Below are 20,418 nucleotides of genomic sequence, written 5' to 3'. Positions count from 1 at the left end.
CCGTCGTGGCACTCGCCGTGGCCCGCGGCATCGCTTCGCTCGCGTCGTAGCGGCTGCCGAGCACATCTGATCACGATCGATCAGGATCGGAGAAGCGCGCGCCTGCGGGCATCCCTATTCTGAAATCGACGCCGCACATACGGGGGCGCGACAGCTCATGACTGATCGAAGGAGAACACCATGGCCGCAGCAGGACTATCGCAAGAGGAACGCGACGCCGTCAAAGAGCGCGCCAAGGAGCTGCGCGAGGAGGCCAAGGCGGGGAAGAACCGCGAGGCCGGCGAGAAGGCCGTGGCGAAGGCGATCGCCGAGATGCCCGAATCGGATGCCGCTATCGCGGGCCGCATCCATGAACTCGTCGCCCAACACGCGCCGCAACTCACACCGAAGACCTGGTACAGCCAACCCGCTTACGCCAACAAAGAGGGCAAGGTCATTCTGTTCGTGCAGAGCGCGGCCAAGTTCAAGACGCGCTACTGCACCCTGGGCTTCAGCGAAGATGCGGCGCTCGACGACGGGGAGATGTGGCCGACATCGTTCGCCGTGCTCGAGATCACGCCTGCGGTGGAGAAGAGGATCGCCGATCTCATTGTGAGGGCAGCTGGCTGAGTCTCGAGTCCATGTTTCGTGGCCGGAATAACCGACCGTGGCAAAGTGGACCGCATGGGTAGAACTGCGTCTTCGGCCTCGGCGATTGGTATCGCAATACTCCTCGGAGCGGCGGTCAGCGGATGTACACCATCGCCACCCACCCCGTCGGATGCGCCGACCGCACAAGGCCAACCGACGACGTCATCCCCCGAAACGGCGACGCCCACGCCCATCGCATCGCCAGCATCACCGGGCCGCCATTACTTCGACAACGACGTCACCATGCTCAACGAAACGCCTATCGATGGCGGACCGATTGCTTATGCAGATGGCACAACCCAGGTCAACGGCGACGGAATACCGATCAGCTACACGGTCGGCGAGGGTGATGTATTCGAGTTTGTGGCCAAGCGATTCGATCTTGGCACCGCCTACCTGTGGAGCATCAATGCGGTGAGACGAGACGGAAAAGGGCTCTACATCGGCGATGTCATCAACCTCGATCCCACCACGGTAACGAGCGTCGGCAACGAGAACGGCGTGGCGTACAGCCACCTCGACCGCCTCAGCGATCCGCACCTCCCTCAGAAGTAGGCACGGTGACGTGACGTCGAGTCACCACTAGAAGTGATGCCTTGTCGGTGGCACGATGGCGGCATGAGCATCATCGTGACGCCCGAGCCGGGCGAGGCGACCGGTGAGGTCGCAGAGATCTGTGCGGAGGACATCGCCGATCAGGGCTACGTGCCTGCCCATACGCGGGTGATGGCCGTGAATCCCGAGGCATACCGCGCCTGGGAGAATCTCATCGGAGCGATCGCGCGCCCTATGGACAAGCGGCGCTACGAGCTGATCACCCTCGCGGCCGCGGGGGCGCTGCGCTCCAAGGCCTGCCGCCTGGCGCATGGGATGAAGTCTCTGCAGTACATCTCCGAGGACCAGCTCGTTCGCATCGCCCGCGACTATCACGACGCCGGTCTGTCGGCCGCGGAGGTAGCGATGATGGAGTTCGCCGAGAAGCTCAGCACCGATTCGGCCGCGATGACGGATGCAGACAGCATCACCTTGCGCGAGCACGGCTTCACCGACCGCGAGATCGTCGACATCGCCCTCGCGGCTGCCGCCCGCAACTATTACAGCCGGGCGCTCCATGCGCTCGGCGTCGAGGTCGATGTGCCGCCCGGGCTCAGCGAGCCGCTTCGGTCAGCGCTCGTCGACACGCTGTAGCTCTCGCGTGCGCTTCACGACCGGCGACCATGCTGAACTGAAGACAGTCAGTTTCACCATCACGACTACTCAGAGAGAAGATCCGGCTTCATGACGACAATCGACACGAATCCAGCTTTTAGCGCGAAACACGAAGCCCTGATCAACAGCGTTCCTTTGCGCGACGGCAGCTCGATCCAGTCGGAGCGCGTCTCCTACGACCACGACGGGTCGCCACTCGAGGGCTACCTCGCCTGGGACGCATCTGAGGGCGAGGGCCGGCCGGGCGTGCTCGTCATCCACGACTGGTTCGGGGAGGGCGAATATGTGCACGCCCGAGCCCAGATGCTTGCCCGCCTCGGTTACGTGGCGTTCGCTGCCGACATCTATGGAGCCGGGGTGCGCCCTCAGGGCGACGAGGCACCCGCCGTGGCCGGCGCCTTTTACAGCGACCAGCAGCTGCTTCGCGCCCGGGTCCAAGCTGGTTTCGATCGCCTGCGCTGGGATTCCCGAGTCGACCCCGACCGCATCGCGGTGATCGGTTACTGCTTCGGCGGCTCGGCCACCCTCGAGTTCGCGCGCACGGGCGCGCCCATCGCCGGCGTGGTCTCCTTCCACGGCGGACTCATCACCCACGAGCCTGCTGATGTGGCCGACCTTCGCGCACCCCTGCTCGTGCTCACCGGCGCCGACGACCCGGTCGTGCCCGACGAGGCCGTCGTCGCATTCGAGAACGAGCTGCGGACGGCGCCAGACCTGGACTGGCAGGTCGTGAGCTACAGCGGAGCCCCGCACGCATTCACCCAGCCGATGCTCCCGAGCTACAGGCCGAAAGCCGATGCCCGCAGCTGGAAGGCAATGGAGGCATTCTTCGACGAGGTGCTCGCCTGAGCTGAACCGGCAAGCACTCGAGGCCGAGCTGGTGCCCCTGGAAGGGTGAAGCTTGAATTCAGTTAGAGAGCCGCAGACCATTCGAGAACTCTGTGAGCGAGTGGCAGCCGAACTGTCTGGGATTTCAGTCCCCCATGCATCTGGCGCTAGGTTGCAAATCAAGCGTAAGTACCTATTGGCGCTTGACCGACGAAAGACTCGATTGCCGCGGCGAAGGCGGTCGCCTGGGTGCCTCATTCGGATGCCGCTATCGCAGGCCGCATCCAAGAACTCGTCGCGCGCCTGATGCCGAAGACCTGGCGCAGCCAACCTCCATCAGCGAACAAAGAAAGCAAGGTCATTGTGTTCGTGCAGAGGGCGGCGAAGTCAACTACCCAGTACTGCACTCGGGCACAGTAAGGATCCAGCGCTCGACGATGGTGGAATGGTGTCGACGTCGTTTGCTGTAACCGCGCTGATGCCTGCGGTCCGTCGCGGAGATCATCTGTGGCCCACTAGTCGAGACGCTTCGCACCTCTGCTGAAAGCATACGAGCGAAGAGTTGGACGCATGACCGGGATCACCGCCTTCACTCCAACGGCTACTACGGCATACGGCTCGGAACGTGCCGTAAATGCGGTAGAGATCACTAATGTCTCGCACAGGACGCACGCGATGTGCCTCATCGAGGGCATTATTCGTTATTGCGTGCCATGTCGAGGGGGCATCGATCAGGACACGAGCCCCGAACGCCACGCTGGTCTTTCAAGTTCCCAACGAACCCGCCGTGAAACTACGCCTCCGGACGATGAACGTCGGCATAGGCGCTCACCGCGATAGGTCGCCCAAGCACCACGGCTTCATGTCGAATTCGTTTCACTCAGTCGAGGCACTGAGGGTCACCCGGCTGTTGCCTTATCCGTTCGAGGCAGGACGAACACGGATGCAGTCTGCTCAGGAAAGCCCTCGCCCGGCCGCAACAATTACCGGTTCCGCGCCTCGTCTTTGCCTCTCGAGACTTGTTGCCAACAGTTGCGCCAGGTAAATCGCTGCCGTCGCACCCGGAGGCTCAACCAACGAAACGGCGTAGGCAAGCATGCCTCGAACGTCGTCGTCGGAGACACCCACGGCCAATTCTGCCGCGGCAGGAAGCTGCAGATTCTTGGAGTAGGTGGCGATTTCAGAAGCTGTCAAGTCGTACGGCACGCGCTGGCTACCCATGTGCTCAAGAATTACGTCGAGCTGTGCCGCCTGGTGGTCACTCAGGTCTTCCTTCGGCAATAGAGGTTCTATAACCTCTCTAACAGTTACTCGACGCCGCTTCGGATGACCGTTCGGCCTCCAATCTTTCGACGCCAGCAACAGTCTGTTCGACAGAGCAGTCGGGGTACCGGTCCCCTTCTCCCAAGATCGCAGAATCAGCACGGCCGAAGCCTTCTTCGCACCGTCGGACGCAAAGGCGCTCGATAACGCATTCCGAACAATCGCAGCGGATTCCTTGTCCCGGTCTAGTTCCCGCGCGAGAACATCCGCAAGACGACGCAGCTGCGGGCTTGGCCATCGATCCAGCGCTTGAATAGCGTGGCTCAGAAGAGATCGACGGTATAGAGGCATCTGCAGGGCCAAATCATCCTCAAGCATGTCAAGCGAGAGCCGCTGTCCCACGCCAATTGACATGCTAGCCAAATCGCCATTGTCGAGCTGTCGGACACGTTCTAAAAGCGATGCTCGTTGGTGAAGCGACTCGGAGAACATCCGTCCCACCGCCAACAGCCAAGCATTCCGCCAGTGCGCGGACGGCCCAAGTACTGCTAGCCGATCAACGACGTCGTCATCGTGACCGGAGGTTATTGCTCTGGCCGCCATATATTCCTGGATGCTTCGTACTTCGAAGCCGACCATGTCTTTTCGGATACCAACGATAAGAACCACTCGGTTCCGAGCGGCAGTAACTAAGTCCTTCGTGAGACGCTCTAATTGAGCCTCCTCGACGTAGCCTTCCTCTCTAAGTCGCTCCTTAAAGAGTTCGGTAAGACGATCTTCGCTTAGCGTCGCGTCGGCTTGCCCGGAAACCTCCGATTTGGCATGTAGATACAACCCAACCTGTTCGTGTACGTAGTCAATCACCCCTTGGTGGCTCGAGAGGAGGTCACCGAGCCTCCCGGCTTTTGAACTCTCGCGGAGATAAATTGACTTGTAGTACTCGTCGAAAAGTGCGTGCCGCGTGTCCGGGACCCTCAAGAGCCGCTCTAGGAGCGTTGACAGGATCGTCACTTGGAGTGGAGATGTCATTAGCCGTACTGTTACGGAATCACTCGCCGCGTCTCGCAATCTGGCGTTGACAATCGTTCGCCGAGCCGGGTCATCGTAAAGGCGAGCTCGGACGACCAGTTCGCCATATCGCTGCGCCTCAGTTGCAGTTAGGGGCCGGAGCTCAAGTTGCTCCGGGTCAAACTCGCCAAACTCGCCCTGGTATCCCTGTGGGCGCGTCGTTGCTATCACCATGACATCGTCGTCGTTGAAATCAACTTCCGTTAGGAACTCATCGATAGCGCGAATCATGTCCGTGCGAACTTGAGCTGACGGCACCTCATCTAGACCGTCAAGAACGACCAGCCAAGGCCATGCTCGTCGCCAAACAAGCAGTTGACTCGGGAGAAATGGGCCAGAATCTGCTCGAACCAGAGCAGTGAGATAGTTCATAAGAGAGAGCGACGGGTCGGCGGCAAGAGCATCCCCGAATTTCGACAACTCGACATAGATCGGCCAACGGCGATATCCGGGCAGTTCAAGACCCACGCGGGCGACGGCGGCTTTATTCGCGGCCACAAGTCGAAGTTGCTCTCTGCTAAGCGCACTCGAGTGCTCCAGAATCGCAGTTCTGTAGGTCTGGCAGATTATCTGTGCCACAGTGCTCTTGCCCTGTCCAGGGCCGCCAATGATCACCATATTCTGCGAATCGGCGCCTCTTTGACTCTTCCGTTTCGATTCACTTCCGACAACGAGAGAATGGGCAATGACCTTCACCTCCGACCAGTCGCCGCGTTCATTTCGTGGATCTGCGATTAGGGCCGGTACATCAACTGCAACGCTGTCGAGCGACAGCTTCATCTCGTCATTCAGCCCGGAATCACCGAGACGCACCCACTGGCGATTCCTCAGTTCTAAAGCCGCATTGATAGTGATCTTTTTCCCGACGTCCACGACAGAGCTCGCAAAGACTTCAAGAAGCGCCGAGATCAGATCCCCGCTGGTGACGGCACCGGCATATGTCTGTCGGATTCCCGGGCGGGCATCCAGTAAACGGGCAATTTGGTCATAGTGCCAGACGTAGACGCCTTTGAGCTTCAGCTTGGCGGCGTATTTTGAAAGTTCCGCGTTTACGAGATCGATACCCCCTGTATCCTCTACCGAGGACAATCGTGCGCTTGTCGCGATCAGGTAATATTCCGGCTTATGCCTGCGCTTGACTGTCCCGTTTTTGCCAGGCAAGAACGCGTTAAGTTCCTTACGGATTTCTCGGATCAACCACTGCGCGTTAACTCCTGGACTACCTTCACGAACCGGGTGCTTGACTTGAACGACTCCGTAGCCGTCCCATGTCTGCTTACCGGCGTTATCTGGCAATTTGATCCGACCTCGGAAGGTTGCTTCGCGTCCACCGTCAGGCCCGTCGCCAAAAACTCCGATAGCCGAGCCCAAGGAGTCAAGCGCAAGCGCCTGAACCAGATGTTCGAACCCGCGAGAGCCGAGCGCTGCAAAGTTGTAGTCCACGCGTTCATTCTGCACCACCACGCTCCGTCAGTGTCGTTGCGGCAGACAACGCCGAAACTGACACCTTGGCGAGTAACTTTTGCATACTGCAGGAAGCCCTCTTGAGCTTGACCAGCTACGGAACAAGCAGCTATTAGATCCCGGGCAGTCAACCTGCGGCAAAAGGATCAGATCGCGTCCCGCTTCTCGAATCTTCGAAAGAATGCTGAGGGGTTGCGGTCTTACTCGGCGCCTGTTTGCGCCAACCGAGGAACGGCAAATGACCTGCGTCGACTCGACTCCGTATTCGAGAGACAAACCTTTGGTGCTCCAAAGCGATGTGCTCGCGAACATAAGGAAGCAAGCCCGACCCCTGTTCAACTTTGCCCGGAGTCCTGAATATACGCGGATTTTGGCGAAGTCGGTGCGTGATGAGCAGCCGACACGGAACCAAGTGAAGCAGCTCTCCCCCGCTTTTATCGACCAGCTCGTCAACGAATACAAGGCCGGCGGTTCTGTATATGAGCTACAGAATCGGCATGGAGTGCATCGCAGCACAGTCGCGAAGCACTTGAAGCATCGAGGGATAGCGCTGGGTGTCCAGCCGTTGAGCAAAAGCGAGATTGCTCGAGCCCAAGAACTGTACGAGCAGCGGCTGTCGTTGAATGCAATCGGGCGAGCTATGGGGCGAGATCCGAAGACAATAAAGGCTGTCGTTAAGATGTGAGGACCACCAGATCCGGTTCTGCACGGCTCAAGCAAGAACGTGCGCTCCTCGAGGTCGGCGCTTGAGAGACCCTGAGCTGTCGTTGTATGCCGACCAAGGACGAACGTTTCATTCGACCTTTAAGAGCTTTCTGACAATGTTCGTGAAGTCGGCTCGAGGTCCAACTGGCACCGTCAGTTCACCCGAATAGATCTCGTTATGGTCGCGCGCCGTGATCTCCCAGGTTCCGCGTACCTCGCCAGTCGCCATCGGCGGCATAACGAGAACGAGTTCATCGTCATCGAAGTCGTAAGTCTGTCTTGGACGCAAATCACCGACGCGGAGAGTCAAGTCGACAGATCCCGAATTTTTCCATTGCAAAGGCGAGCGATAGGTGGACGGCATACTTGCCGCGCTATAGAGCTGCCCCGCGCCTAGCACTCCGGAATTGAGAGGGTTGCGTTGCAGAGGCCCCCACACGCGCGGTGGGAAAGGCAGGCTCAAATCACTTCTCGAAATTCCACTAGATTTATCTCGCCAGTCGAGACCTCGGACATCGCCGCCCAGATGAATCTTCACTTCAACGTCGTGAAAAAACACCTTTGTGGCATTCGAAACCCGAATAACGACACCATCAAGCGCCTGGCTCGCCAGAATGTCAGGCACCTCCGGCCACTTTTCGTCGATCAGCCTCTTCCACTGCTCGATCGACTCTCGGTATTCCGCTTCGGTTCTCGTCTCCGGGTCTGACCCAAAAGGACCATTTTGAAAAAACGAGCCGGCCGTAATTGCACTCATCGCCCGCGCAGAAGCGCCTCCTGCAGCGGCGCCAAGAACGTCATGATTGAAACGTGAAGTCGCTGCTGTCGCCTCTGGCTCTGGACGCGGCAGTGCATTGAGCAGATGCGCTTTTGTCTGCGCGACGTAGACATCCAGCGAACGCGCCTGGTCGAGCTGGACTGGATGAGCTACGCCGACAATGCCCACTGCAAAACTCACCTCGGGTGCAGCCTGATACTTCCCCCGTTTCAGCAGGAGATCCATCTCCTCGGCCTTCGCCTCGCGCGTTTCTCCATCTGCTCGCACATACACGCGGCCATTAACGAGAGCCTCTCCCTCCTTTCGGCACAGGAAAGGGTCTTGACCTTCTTCTGGCGGTTCCACGCAAAAAACTAAGACTTCGTTCGAACCACTCGTCGGCACACGCACGACATCCCATCGCGGCCCTGATGCACCTAAATACTGGCTGATTATCTTTTCCAGTTCCAAAACCTCTATTGGAGGTACACCGTGGGCATTTCCGGGTGCGACACCTACGACCATCACGCCATATCCCTTGAAGGCTTTTGCGGCCACACGAGGAAGGCGATTGGCGGATCCAAGAATGAACTTCGCGATCTTGGCGATGTCGTTCTTCTTCGTTAGGTCTAGATCGCTCTTGACTTCAAGATAGTGACGCTCCACCCTGTCATCGCTCGCAGCAACAGCAGCGACAAGCGCCGACGCAACTTTCACGCCCTGCGGCGCACGCGAAAGATCAATCTGTGTCCCGCTAGCTGTTTCTTCTAATTCGTCCATCTTGGTTTCAGTATGACAGTGCCGTCCGACACCGAATATGGTCAGAATTACAACGTCACCGGCACACACCATCCTTGGTCTCTATGTCGCCATTTAGCCATACCCTAAAGGGACTCGAACGCTTCAATAGGGGTCATTGTGTGGCCTGGAAGTGAAACCTGCTCGACGCTCGGCGGCGATCGGACGGTTGTTTGCCCGTGCTACAGGGACAAACAAATATGCGGAGTAGTCATGTTGATACTCCAAGCGATGTGCGCGAGAGCCATACGAGCAGTGGGGCAGGATCCCAAGATGGTCGAGGCCATTGAAAAGAGCCCGCCACCCAGGCGAACACTCGACAACTTTCGTCGGAGTGACCGCCCAGGCACGGACAGAGGATCGAAGCGGCGACGTAGGCGCTAAGCCCCATAAAGCATTTACAAGCTCCTAAAACAGAAGCCCTAGTTCTTCTTGATCCGCCTGTCCGACCTCACGAACTTCACGGATGACAGGTTCGATTCCCTGCAACGAAATCGACACTGCGGAATGATCTGTCAGCCCCAGGATTCGAGTTTCGTCGATGTACTCGACAGCCTGGACCCCGTCGTGCAGATATGGCCCCACGTGGAAGTAGTCATATTTATAACCATCCCCAGTGCGTCCTACCCAGCTGTGCACCTGAGTGTTGGGCGAAATAATTTGCTGGGCATCTCTCAAACCAAGAGTCTCGAGCGACGACAGGAATTCGTACTCAAATGGCATGAAACTTGGATAACGCGGGACGTGCGCTTGGTGGATCACGTTGTAGTCTCCGCCGACTACCGTCGTTGCAATCGATGTCGCGGACAGCCTCTGAAGTCGTTCAACGATCTCCTCGATAAATAGCCGCTTCTTCTGGATCTTCGCGGGCGAGGCATCGCGACTCGGAACATAGAGCCCTAAAAGCGTGACACCCGGTTCACATCGAAGGACAGCACCGGCAGCTCGAACTGGAATCGAGATATCCGATAGTGCATCCACAAGACTCACATCGATTTCTACTCTGCTCAGGAGCGCGGCTCCCCGATCTCCATTGAAAACGTCACTGGATACAACCGCGTAGCCCGCGCGCTCGAACTGCCTGAACAGAAACGCGCTTCCTTCTCCGGCGCTGGTCTCTGTTAGTACGATCACATCTTCGGGGCGCTTAGACAGCCAATCACAGAGGAGTTCTGCACGCTTTAGGGATGCGGCACCGATGTTTAAGGTGAGGATTGACAGCATTTACCCTACTTATACGCTGGTGTTTCGATCTGGTCAAGATATTGGGCAATCTCGGCCGCTACGATTTTCGGGGATTTGTCGCGGCAATCAACCTCCACTTGATGCCATCCCAACCTTAAGAGTTGATCACGTGCGTCCCGGTAGTACTGAAGCTCCAGTCCCGGACTGCCCATCTTTTCGAGTCTTGATCGCCCTTCACGCGCGGCCAATCGCGCTTGCATCACCTCCGGGTCACCAGTTAGGTAGACGGTCAAATCGGGAGCAGGCGCAAATCGATTGGCCTGGATTATCCATTCTTGATCCATGCCATCAATGCGCTGCAGGACCAGGGAAGAAGGCACGTACCGGTCCGAGATCACGATCGATCCTTGCGAGATCGCCGGGGCGATCTCGTCTTGGACGTGAAGTAGCCGGTCGAAAGCGACCCCCAAGCCCAGTATCGGCCCCGTCAGGTATAGCTCTCCACCTCGAAGACTCCGTCCTAGCGCAGTGTCCGTTGGCTCGGATGTCGTCATTACGGTTTCGCCGGATTGTCTGAGAAGCTCAGCCAACGATTGGACAGTCGTCGACTTCCCAACCCCATTCGGGCCCTCAATCGCGATGAACACTTGCTACACCTTCACGGATAGGGCAAGTAGCGGCCGAGGGCCTACGACAGGGCACTGCTCCTCATCTACTGCGCCGATCCGGTATCCATCGGCAATGACCGCAGCAGGGCAGCCCTTGCCGCAACCTCCCGCGAGCGAACAGGACCGGCAGGTCTCGTTATTGCCGACCTCGTAGCGCGAATGGAAGTCATAGTTGGCGAGGTCCTCCGCGACATCGGCTTCGAGAATGTTCGAAACAAGAAATTCATTAGCTTCATGACGCGATAGCGGATTTCGTGCCGCGAAGACAAGGTACGGGCACACTGCAGTTTCCCCATCAGTAAAGACGTAAACGAACTTACCTGCGTCGCACCCGCCCAAAGGAAGATCATCGTTGGGAAACCTGATTTGGACGAGTTCAAGCGAAGTAGTGTTGAACCGCGCGGTCACCTTGGCAATCGCGCGCATTCGCTCGCGACCGGCTTCGAGTCGGTTCTTGCTTTTGATCCCGCGTCCGAATGCCGAGAGCGGGTTCATCAGCACGTACTCAGCACCAATTTCTGCCGCGAATTCACATAGGTCCGCGAACTCGTCAGCATCTGTCAGTGCATTCGGAGTTGAAAGTAAACCCTGAAGCAATCCGAAGCTTGCGAACTGACGTGTGGTCTTTTCAGTGAGATCGAACGAACTACGATCACCGCGAAATTTACCGTGCGTCTCGCTGCGAAAGCCATCGAAGCTGACGTTGATGTGTACGTCGCCCATCTCGGACAGCTCAGCCATCTGCGCCAGTGTTGTCTGGGTCGCATTGGTGCAGATACCGACTGGTAGCCCTGCACGGATGGTTGCTCTACAAAACTCGAGAATGTTCGGATGTACGAACGGTTCGCCGCCGGTCAGCGTAACCCTCTCGACTCCAGCAGCGATCAGTCTTGGCAGGACCTTCAATTCGTAGTCAGTTACGTCCATATCAGCACCGGACTTCATCGATGAAACGAAGCAGTGGGCACAATGCAGATTGCACCGCTCGGTGATTTGAACGAGTGCTTTTCTCGAATCACCCTCGACCGACGTTCGGAAGTAGCAAGAGCTTGCCTGTGTATCAATTATCAGGGACCGCTTCATGACTCCACCCCTCGGTTGGAAGCGCATTACAGCTAGACGTTTCATGAGTATGACACTTTTGTGCGGGCACCGTATCGTCCACAAACCGCCGCCGCACGAATTGATGGCACCGGATTTGGGCTGATCTGAAGGACGGCATCGTCCCCGAGCCCCTACCGGGTGAGTTCCTCGGTCACATCCTGCGCGTTGCGTCCGCTAACCCGGCGTAAGGAACTAAGCAGACCTCGAGAAATTTCGGTGTTTGCTCGATCCTGCTCCATATGGTCGTGCGGCAAGCTGCAGTCACACGTGAAGTGACCCTCCAGACTTCGGTCACTATGAACCATATATAGGTAGGGACGTGTTCTTCGCGCACTAGCGCTCAGCTACCGGTCGTAGGCAAACTTGAGCGCTTTGAGCGGGACGGATGTGTCGTAGTCAGGCCAGTTCCCCTTCTTCGTCCTTCCCCGTTCCGCAATCAAGTGAAGGTTCTTTCGGGCGCGCGATCCGATCACATACATCAGCTTCTTCGCTCCATCGAGCTGGTCATGATCGCTGAAATGCGGCACCATCCCGTCTAGTAGGGCAAACGCGATCACCGTGTCGAACTCGGCACCCTTAATCCCATGAATTGTCGAAACTGTTATCCCGGAGCGCGGGCGAAATACCCTTCGGAACATTGCGACGTCGGTCACGTAGGGGGCACCCTCGGCGACCAATCGACTAATGCGAGCCTGGGAACTTGCAAAAAAAGCGTTGTAGTGGTCTTGAAGGGTCTTGTACTGCGAGTAGTCAATATCTAGACGTGCGAAAAGGGTCCGATAGTACGACCTCAGATAGTCGAGCCCCTCGTTCTCGGGAGGATCGATCGAATTAGACTCCCGAAGAAGCGAGCGCCTCGTGATCCTTGATGTATCGATACCTGCCATGTCCAGGTCGTTGAGGATATCCCCCGCCCACCGCAACCGACGAACGAACATTCGCGGGGAAGCCTCGGTGAGCGCTAGCTTGGCCAACTTGAACCAGAAGTTGTCAATGTCGCGAGAAAAAGGAACGAGGCCTGGTCCGTCAAACTCGAACTCGGGCATGAGAGCGACCAGGTTGCGGGTCAAGTGGGCGAGATGGACCCACCATGGTGCCACCACGCATATCTCATCAGGCGCGATACCCAAATCTTGAACGTTATAGCGTATCAAACGGGCAATCTCTATCTCTAAGTTCTTCCTCGTTGTCTGATCGTCGAACGTAACTTGACTTGGGTAGGTAGCTTCGTCCGACGCCGACACAATAGTTGTTCCATGAACGTTGAAGCGCCCGAAATATTCAATGATTCGCTCAGAAGATCTATAGTTCCGACTCAGCGCCAGCGGCTTCACCGGTATGCCGACGATCGATCGAAAGTCCTTCAAAGAGATGGCGTAGCCACCCAGGGAGGTGAAGATAGCCTGGTTGGGATCTCCGACGATAAGCGTTCGACAAGAGCCCCCGGCGGCTTTAATAATCGATCCAAGGATCGAATACTGTATCTGTTTGGTGTCCTGATATTCGTCAACTGCAATAAAGGTGAAGACCTTCGAAAGCACTTCGCTAATCGCCGGGATATCTCGGATGAGCTCGTACGCGTACTTCAAAATATGCTCAAAGTCGATCTGGCCCGCGGCCCTCATCGCCTCGAAATGATCCTGTAGAACCCGCCGAACGTTTGGCAACTTTGCAGCATCTCGACACCCAAACCTTATGCCGGAGTCGGTGAAGTAATAATCGCAATCGAAATACGTGATTGAAGGTCTGCTCTGAGCCGCACAAAGCTCTGTCAGCGCTGTTTCGGTGTCGTGCGAATCCATGATGCGAAAGCCGTGCTCCAGCTCAGGATGATATATGCCGTATGGTTTAAGAATCCACTCCAGACAGAAGGAGTGGATTGTGCCAATCCATAGCTGAGACGTGTCGACTCCCATGGCCGCTATACGCTCTTCGATTTCGTCGGCGGCACGGTGCGTATATGTAATCGCAGCGACGAACTTGCGGTGAGAGTCAAGCTTCTCGAGTTCGCTGGCCACCTTATAAGTGAGGGTCCGTGTCTTCCCGCTGCCAGGACAAGCGACGAGGAAGACGCTCTCAGGTTCAGACACCGCTTCTATCTGCTCGTCGTTAAGCGAGCTGCGATCCCAGACAACCATCTCTAGTAACGTTCCAAAACGTCGTTGATCCGATCCGACCAAAAAACCCTCGCGAACTCCACCTTGATTTGGGCGAATGTGAGTCCACCGCGCTGGAATTCATCGAGAGATGTCAAGAACGACTCTCGATCGGCATCTGACGTAATAGAAGCTGCCTCGTCCAGTGCAACTCGGTAGTTGATGATGTTGAACCATGTTTCGTTGCTGATTGTCGGATGAGCAAAGCGGAGGGCATCCAAGATATAGCCCGGAACTTTGACTTGTTCGTCGATCTGGCCGGCGAGAAGGATTGCAAACCAGCCTTTTCCTGCGGACTCAGCCATCGAGAGGATTCGGCGACCGTACCTGTAGCTATCGGATGACGACAGCGACTCTTTAGCCGTCGCGCGTGTCTCGGCCTTGACGTAAATCTCATCAACTACGCCAGTAGCGCTTACCTCATTTCCTGCCTCGAGGAAATCAACCTCAAAGGTATGGTCCGCGTAGAACACGGAAACCCATCGGTTTCCCGAAGCAAAGGCATCCAGCCGAGCCTTCCTCTCCGCCCCGGCCTTTTCTGACCTGGTCGCCCGCTGCTTAAAGCGCGCAAGCGAGTCACCGTCATCGGCGTTCGGTGTCGTATCGATAAACGCCTCATCGAGATCAGTGATGATGCTGCACGTTTTTCGTATCCGGTCGTTATGGAACAGCAGAGCGACGTTCTCGAAGCCGGTGCTTCGAATGTTAATGAGGCTAATGCCGAGCTCATCCAGCCCTACCCCGAGAAGCTTCTTAACAAGGACGGGAACCAAGATCTCCTCCGCGTCGCCCTCAACAAGCAGGACGCTACGCGCGAAGAGTAGATTGCTCCGAACCGCATCCAGGTACCTCTGCACACGTCCGATTTGCTTCGGATCAAGACCTCGTGCTGGCTGAAACGCTTCGCATCGGCCATTCTCACGACCGACTATGTTCATACTGTCGACTTTGCTGACTTCAGAGATCTGAGTCGAGTGAGTCGAGTAAATGATCTGCGTATCTGGATACTTCAGGCGGTCAAAGAGGGTCTTCTGAATGTGAGTATGTATGTGCGCTTCTGGCTCTTCGATGAGTAAGAAATTCGCGACCGCCTGCTTCGACTTCTGATATTTGAATTCAAGGAGCTTAAGCGTGAGATAGATCAGGTTGGCTCCGCCGAGAGAAAGCTCGTGGATGCCGCCCTCGTAGTCTTCGCCATCCTCCCCGACGAAGAGCTTGAGCGATTGAAAGAGGCGATCAGCGTCATCAGGAAGGTCGGATTTAATATTCAGCGAGGACGGTGAGTATGCCTCTCCTACGGCATCCTTGATCGTCTGCTTGATATCACCACGGATGGCCTCAACATCCGGCCATTCTTCGATGGACCTATTGAGGTCAAGCACCCTGTCGGTGATGGTCTTGAACGCCGCAGCATCGACCTCCCCACTCTTACTCCTCAATAAAGCTCGAAGCGGGTTAGCGCGATTGTTCTGGAAGTCTTGGACGACGTCTCGGAGCGCTTGAATGAAAGAAAACGAGACCTCCTTAGCGACCGCCAACTGCCTCGGGAGCGAGGCACCCAGCGCCGGAAACTCGACATGGTCGGCAAAGATGGCTTTCGAAAAGTCACCAACGATTGAGGTGTATACAGCCGGGTCGTTGAAGTCGGCCAGACTTCGGCCGGTGAATATTGTTTCGTAGTCATCAATTGTGAGAGGGTCCAGGATGGCACGCATCGCAGACATGTCGCCTTTAGTGATGGCTGAAAGTAATACGCGGATGTCTTTGCGGGGCCTGAATAGGAGATTAAACGTCGCTTTGTCGACAGGTGCGTGATGGACATTCCCCGTGCCGTGCACGAAGAGAGCCTGCACTGATTCATCCATCGTTATTTCGGAGAACTCGACGCTAATGATTATCCAATGGCCCTTCCAATCCCCTAAGCCGCGATGGAAGTCTCCCTCGTTGAGCCGATACGCAGCGGCGAGCATGTTCTCGTCGAGAAGAAGCCGAATCGCTCTGAAGAGATTTGTTTTTCCAGTGCCGTTCTCTCCGATGACCGTATTGACACCAGGGCCGAACTCGAATCGAGCGTTTGCAAAATTGCGGTAGTTGATCAGGCTCAGTTTCGAGATATGCATCAGTTGTTCGGCCTTCCGACATTGGAATTCGCTATCCGATCACATTGACGCTCAGAGCCGTTGCAAGCCGTGACAATCATGAGAGCGGCGCATTGCGGCACTCCCCGAGACGCACCATCTAATGCTTGAGCACAGTATCAGGACGGGCGACAAATCGATCCCAATTCATGACAAGCGCATCCAGGCCAACGCCGCTGTCGGCGGTTGTAGGTACTGTGCAGATAGATATACATATCGAAAGAATGTCCTAGAGTTCGGAGGCGCTATGCCAACTATCAGCGACCCGATGCAAGCGCTAATCCGCCGCATCGCCAGCCAACTTCCTACGGGAACAAGGCTTCAGTTCGCGACGGTTACTCGCGCGCCTAGACTCCAGCATCGCGTTTCCGCAGGAGATGCAGCAAAGACTCTTATCGAAAATGCGCGGAACGAAAGGCTCGCGAACGGCACACCTTTCTGGCACGCACTGTTCCTAGCCGGTGCGGACACCGATGATGGTGTTCCCCAAGAGATTCTCGAGGCGGCGCAGTACCACCAATACCCCGATGCGACCCGCGATCTGCAGCTCGCAGTGGGCGCAGACACCCTGGAACGTCTCGGGAAGCTCGCAGACGGCTTGCCCGAAAACGACGTACTCATGCTTACGTCTCTGGTGACCTTCCCGGACGGTGTAAGAGCACACTTTCCTATGCTCGACTTTTCGTTGAAGTCTCGCCTACCGGGTGCGCAGGCAACCGTAACCCGCTCAATCCAGGCGCTCGGGGTCAACGGGGAGTTGACTTCCACCGGACGCTCATTCCACCTATTCGGCCTCGAAAGCGTGAGCGAGTCGGACTGGCGAGACTTCATGGCTCGAGCCTTGCTGCTGTCGCCTGTCACCGATGAAAGGTGGATAGCGCACCAGTTGCTCGCGGGGTACGCGAGCCTACGCATATCGAGCAGCGACAAGGGCGAAGCGCCTATTCCGCTCGGCGCTGTGACAGCGCACTAACGAAACATAGTGGGACAAAGTTGACCAATCTAATTTCTGAGTTCAGCGCGGCGGTTCGTGGACGGCGCGCGGCAATCTTCGTTGGTGCCGGCCTATCGAAACCTGCCGGCCTGCCGGGCTGGGACGACCTCATCGGCGATGCCCGAACACAGGCATCTGTTCCGCCAGAAGTGACCGACGCTCCATTGGCCGCAGAGTACATAGTGGAAAAGATCGGAGAGAAGGCTCTCTACGATTCGCTACTCGGCAAGCTACCCGGAGCGGCAACACCGACACCTCTGCATCACCGTTTGGTCAAGTTGCCCGTCTATGACTATTGGACCACCAACTACGACCTCCTCCTTGAAAAAGCCCTGGATGATGCCGCAGATGACGCGGCCCGTATCGTGAAGGATGAAGATCTTGGGAGCCAAGTCACTGTCGGTGAGCAGAAACAACTCTTTAAGATGCATGGGTCTCTCATCAATCCCGAGGGAGATGCGTGGGAGGTCGACCCGACGCTCACGCGTACCCACTTCGAAACCTATGAAGTCAGGCACCCTCGATTCTGGGCGCAACTAAGAGCCCAGTTCTTGACGCGTTCCTTCCTCTTCCTTGGGCTTAGCTTCGAAGATCCCAACGTGAACGTGCTTCTGCGATTGGCGCGATCACTCCAGCTCGGTTCCGGACCGACAAAGCACTTTGCGATCATGAGGCGTGAATCGAAGCCTTTAGAACAAGCGCTGCAGACACTCCGGATCAATGATCTGAAGAATGGAGGAATCCACGTGCACCTCATCGATGACTTTCTAGAGCAAGACGAGATACTCGGTCGTATCGAGACCCTTACGCGCCGGCCTAATGTTTTCGTCTCGGGTAGCAGCCTTACGCCTGGTGCGGAGACAGTGGCCAGCCAAGTGGCCACGCGTCTGGCAGACGAGCCCGGTTTAGGTCTTCTCTCATTCGGCGGCGAAGCTGCGCTGCTCGTTGGAAGCGTGTTCAAGGAGGCTCTCGATCCCGGCACCTACCGTCCGGAGAGAATCAGGCATTACTACCGAAAGGGTGCGGAACTCGAGATTAAGGAGCGAATTGGAACCGCCATCTTCACAGACATGGAACTCGACGCAATGCGCGAGTACGTGATCCCCCTCACCCGAGCAATGATCGTTTTCGGCGGAGGGGATCGCACTCTCGAAGAAGCCGAAGTCGCGCGAATGCATCACGTCGCCGTGATTCCCGTTGGCACTACCGGCGGCGCTGCTCAGCAAATCTGGGAGAAGTATGAATCCCAACCGGAGGAATTGAATCTGCCCCTGAGACATAGCTCCCGTGAATGGCAAAGGTTGATGTCGACTGAGCCAGCGGCTGTTCAGGCCGTACATCAAATCATCCGGGCTTCAATGTTCGAGTGATCTCCGTTTTTCTATCGACCACTCGAAAGGACGCTGCCGCTGCGCCTCGAAGATTTCAGCCGCACGAGGCTTATAGGCCGGGTTGATCCGCCGTCCAATCACCATCAGCGATACCACTTCAGCCCCGCCCGCGCGAAGGGCGTAAGCGGCACTTTGCGCGCGGGAGCCCGACGCATACACGTCGTCGACAAGAAGAATCCGATCGCCGTTCACGGCTCCGACGGATTCATACGCCTCGGTCGATGCCGTCCGAGGCCCCAGCGCCGACGGTGTGCGGCGGACGGCGGCACGCGAGTCGATACCGAGTCCGGTCGCGTTATCTATCAGCATCTGCAGTGGATGCGGAGGCTGACGACTGGTAGACGGCACGATCACGAAGTAGCTCGGCTTCAGGGAAACTATCCACAACCGATTCGCCGCAAAGAACCGATCAAGGATCGTGGTGATTGCCTCTGTTGCAAATCTGTCGGCTAGTCGTTCGTCTTCGCTCTTGTAATACGTCAGCCAGTCTCGAAGTCGTCCCGGCTTCGTGTAGAGCGAGATCGGCTCGATCGACAGGCTATGTCCGTCCAGCTGGCTTGCATTCAATCGACAGTTTTCGCAGACGGCGAATTCCGGTTCGTAATTGACGCTGAGACATCGAGGACAGACGTCGTCCTGCGCAGCGGATGGAGGCGTCACAAGATGGCTGTCTTCTTCACCTTGCGCGAATCTCAATGGCTCCATCGGGGCATCATGCACCCCCTGAGCGTATCCGAAACAGGCACGGCTCCATCCTCCGGGCTGTAGACAAACCGTCTAGAGAGGTTCTTCTACCGACTAGAGATCTTCTTGCCGCCACGAGGACTGTGCAAGTTACTATCCGGTATGGCCACCGTCAGCTACGACGACCCCCTACTGGGATACGAAGCGCTCAACTCTGACGCTCAAGCATGGATTGATGCGATGCTGCACTCTACCCATCTTCCATCTACAAGCTGGCTGGTGCGCGGGAAGCTGCCCGACGGGATTCGGGACGAGATTATCGACCTGGCCCCAACGCTGAGCACCGCTGACTATGTAGCCATTCTTCGGAGCCTACTTCCCTCTGGGGTTGGTCTGTCCAAGATGGAAGCGTTCGGTCTGGCGATCATCAAAGACGAAATCGTTGATCGGATGAAACGTAACTTGTCCACTGAATACGAGCGCCGGTACGTAGCTACAGTCACGGGTCAGCCATCGGCCGCACCCACACCAGACCTGACCTGGATTCTCGACCTAGCGGAGCTCAAGCCGGCGGCAATGAGAGAAATCGCACTGAGCTATCTAGGAGCTCACGCCCAGTGGCTCACTGATACGGCAATCGACGGATTGAGCGATTTCCTCGAGATGACTCGCAGCCGCGCGCTGTCTCTCAGCAATGCCCCCGGCCCCCTTGGTGTACTCGAGAACATTAAGCCTCTCGAGCTCGAACTTCTGTGCGCTGAACTTTGGGAATCGATGGGGTACGAAGTTGTCGTGACTCCGGCCAGCCATGACGGCGGGCGGGATATTGTCGTGACCCTTGAGGGCGTAGGCACGAGCGTCACCATTCTCATCGAATGCAAGCAATGGCATAACCCAGTGGGAGTGCAGGAGGTCCGCGCACTCCGTGGAGTGCTAGACGATTACGATTCTGCAAAAGCAATCCTGGTGGCACCGGGAGGATTCACGAGCGGCTCTGGATCCGCGACCGAGTTTGCTGCAAGACACAAGCGCATTGAGCTTGTGTCCGCTGACCGATTGCTAAACCTGCTCGCGGAGCACCTCGGCGAACGTTGGCATCTTCGCATCGACAACATAATCATGTGGAGGTTGAGGTTTCTGGCTGAACGCGGCTGAGACAGGTCGCCGATCTCCGTTCCTGCTCGTCACTGACACAGGTCGCGGCTGCATCTCTGCATAAGCCGGTCCCCCAAACGGGAACCAACTGGGATGTGTAGGTCCAACCGTGCCGTTGATTTCTACGCCAACCTCGAAACCGAGCTGCTCGGAATCAGCAGGGAGTCAATTCCTTCTAGCGCTCCCACGCACCTAAAGCGATGTCAGTGGCCCCACATACC

16 protein-coding genes are annotated in these 20,418 nt (G+C 56.9%); 8 read left to right on the top strand and 8 right to left on the bottom strand.

All coding sequences use genetic code 11. The features are described from left to right. Positions 1 to 180: 180 nt before the first annotated feature. The 4 genes from CCK87_RS13875 (at position 181) to CCK87_RS13860 (ending at position 2,688) form a co-directional block, all read left to right on the top strand. Positions 181 to 609 carry a DUF1801 domain-containing protein gene (locus CCK87_RS13875; RefSeq protein WP_086461926.1) on the top strand — a complete coding sequence of 143 codons (429 nt, stop codon included), beginning with the start codon at positions 181 to 183 and terminating at the stop codon, positions 607 to 609. An 18-nt stretch (positions 610 to 627) separates the two neighbouring features. After that, entirely contained in the window at positions 628 to 1,185 is a 558-nt protein-coding gene (locus CCK87_RS18095; RefSeq protein WP_140162861.1) for a LysM peptidoglycan-binding domain-containing protein, read from the top strand. 63 nt (positions 1,186 to 1,248) lie between these two features. After that, positions 1,249 to 1,818, top strand: coding sequence for a peroxidase-related enzyme (locus CCK87_RS13865; protein WP_086461924.1), 570 nt, complete (start codon positions 1,249 to 1,251; stop codon positions 1,816 to 1,818). Positions 1,819 to 1,908: 90 nt separating this feature from the next. Then, positions 1,909 to 2,688 carry a dienelactone hydrolase family protein gene (locus CCK87_RS13860; protein ID WP_086461923.1) on the top strand — a complete coding sequence of 260 codons (780 nt, stop codon included), beginning with the start codon at positions 1,909 to 1,911 and terminating at the stop codon, positions 2,686 to 2,688. A 933-nt stretch (positions 2,689 to 3,621) separates the two neighbouring features. Here the strand turns inward: CCK87_RS13860 and CCK87_RS13855 are convergent. Further along, complete coding sequence (locus CCK87_RS13855) at positions 3,622 to 6,441, bottom strand: hypothetical protein (RefSeq protein ID WP_140162860.1); 2,820 nt, start codon at positions 6,439 to 6,441, stop codon at positions 3,622 to 3,624. Positions 6,442 to 6,700: 259 nt separating this feature from the next. Here CCK87_RS13855 and CCK87_RS13850 point away from each other — a divergent pair, with 259 nt between their 5' ends. Next, positions 6,701 to 7,147, top strand: a complete 447-nt coding sequence (locus tag CCK87_RS13850) for a helix-turn-helix domain-containing protein (protein WP_140162859.1) — start codon at positions 6,701 to 6,703, stop codon at positions 7,145 to 7,147. A gap of 108 nt (positions 7,148 to 7,255) precedes the next feature. Here the strand turns inward: CCK87_RS13850 and CCK87_RS18090 are convergent, their stop codons facing one another. From CCK87_RS18090 to CCK87_RS13815, 6 genes are all read right to left on the bottom strand, one after another. Then, a complete protein-coding gene (locus CCK87_RS18090) occupies positions 7,256 to 8,704 on the bottom strand; it encodes a hypothetical protein (RefSeq protein WP_170927289.1) in 1,449 nt (482 codons plus the stop codon). A 426-nt stretch (positions 8,705 to 9,130) separates the two neighbouring features. Next, entirely contained in the window at positions 9,131 to 9,946 is an 816-nt protein-coding gene (locus tag CCK87_RS13835; protein ID WP_086461918.1) for an endonuclease/exonuclease/phosphatase family protein, read from the bottom strand. A 5-nt stretch (positions 9,947 to 9,951) separates the two neighbouring features. Continuing rightward, positions 9,952 to 10,554: a dTMP kinase gene (gene tmk, locus CCK87_RS13830; protein WP_086461917.1), complete on the bottom strand. Its 603-nt coding sequence runs from the start codon at positions 10,552 to 10,554 to the stop codon at positions 9,952 to 9,954. Positions 10,555 to 10,557: 3 nt separating this feature from the next. Then, complete coding sequence (locus tag CCK87_RS13825) at positions 10,558 to 11,658, bottom strand: radical SAM protein (protein WP_086462064.1); 1,101 nt, start codon at positions 11,656 to 11,658, stop codon at positions 10,558 to 10,560. A 365-nt stretch (positions 11,659 to 12,023) separates the two neighbouring features. Continuing rightward, positions 12,024 to 13,817 carry an ATP-dependent helicase gene (locus tag CCK87_RS13820; protein WP_086461916.1) on the bottom strand — a complete coding sequence of 598 codons (1,794 nt, stop codon included), beginning with the start codon at positions 13,815 to 13,817 and terminating at the stop codon, positions 12,024 to 12,026. Positions 13,818 to 13,819: 2 nt separating this feature from the next. Further along, positions 13,820 to 15,955: an AAA family ATPase gene (locus CCK87_RS13815; protein ID WP_086461915.1), complete on the bottom strand. Its 2,136-nt coding sequence runs from the start codon at positions 15,953 to 15,955 to the stop codon at positions 13,820 to 13,822. A 265-nt stretch (positions 15,956 to 16,220) separates the two neighbouring features. On the opposite strand from CCK87_RS13815, the gene CCK87_RS18355 reads away from it, so the two are divergent. Then, positions 16,221 to 16,946: a hypothetical protein gene (locus CCK87_RS18355; protein ID WP_170927288.1), complete on the top strand. Its 726-nt coding sequence runs from the start codon at positions 16,221 to 16,223 to the stop codon at positions 16,944 to 16,946. Positions 16,947 to 16,966: 20 nt separating this feature from the next. Beyond that, entirely contained in the window at positions 16,967 to 18,337 is a 1,371-nt protein-coding gene (locus tag CCK87_RS13805) for an SIR2 family protein (protein WP_170927287.1), read from the top strand. Here the strand turns inward: CCK87_RS13805 and CCK87_RS13800 are convergent. Beyond that, complete coding sequence (locus tag CCK87_RS13800) at positions 18,323 to 19,078, bottom strand: hypothetical protein (RefSeq protein ID WP_140162857.1); 756 nt, start codon at positions 19,076 to 19,078, stop codon at positions 18,323 to 18,325. The two genes, CCK87_RS13805 and CCK87_RS13800, sit on opposite strands and share 15 nt — an antisense overlap. A 126-nt stretch (positions 19,079 to 19,204) precedes the next feature. Here CCK87_RS13800 and CCK87_RS13795 point away from each other — a divergent pair, with 126 nt between their 5' ends. After that, positions 19,205 to 20,197, top strand: coding sequence for a restriction endonuclease (locus CCK87_RS13795; RefSeq protein ID WP_086461911.1), 993 nt, complete (start codon positions 19,205 to 19,207; stop codon positions 20,195 to 20,197). Positions 20,198 to 20,418 lie beyond the last annotated feature (221 nt).

Source organism: Agreia sp. VKM Ac-1783 (assembly GCF_900177765.1).
GTDB lineage: Bacteria > Actinomycetota > Actinomycetes > Actinomycetales > Microbacteriaceae > Agreia.
This window is presented reverse-complemented; position numbering and strand designations above follow the sequence as displayed.